We start from the raw sequence: 440 nt of genomic DNA, 5'->3' as shown, positions 1-440 counted from the left end.
CCATCGGCTTGCTGGAACAGGCCGGCTACGAAGCCAGCCGCGTGTGGACCGATCCGCAGCGCTGGTTTGCCGTCATCCATGCCCAGGCGGCGGCCGTGGCCGAGTAGGGAGGCGCGATGGAGCAGCTCCATTTTCACGCAGTACTTTTTCCTCAAGTGCGCCAGCGCTCGCTGCACCTGGCCGAACCCCTGTCGAGCGAGGACTGCTGCGCCCAGTCGATGCCCGACGCCAGCCCGATCAAGTGGCACCTGGCCCACACCACCTGGTTCTTCGAGACCTTCATCCTCGAGCAGGTCGAGGACGGTTTCGCGCCTTTCCACCAGGCCTTCCGGGTGCTGTTCAATTCCTATTACAACGGCGTCGGCGCGAAGCACCCGCGACCCCAGCGCGGCCTGCAGACCCGTCCTTCGCTGGACGAGGTGCGCGCCTACCGGCAGGAC

The 440-nt window shown here is 66.1% G+C and carries 1 protein-coding gene; it reads left to right on the top strand.

What is annotated here, in order from left to right; genetic code table 11:
• Positions 1-116: 116 nt before the first annotated feature.
• A partial coding sequence (locus KVT32_RS28805; RefSeq protein WP_217619282.1) for a DinB family protein occupies positions 117-440 on the top strand: 324 nt, incomplete at its 3' end.

Source organism: Achromobacter sp. GbtcB20 (assembly GCF_019091095.1).
Classification (GTDB): domain Bacteria; phylum Pseudomonadota; class Gammaproteobacteria; order Burkholderiales; family Burkholderiaceae_B; genus Achromobacter; species Achromobacter mucicolens.
The sequence above is the reverse complement of the archived record's forward strand: the minus strand, read 5'-3'. Positions and strand labels throughout refer to the sequence as shown.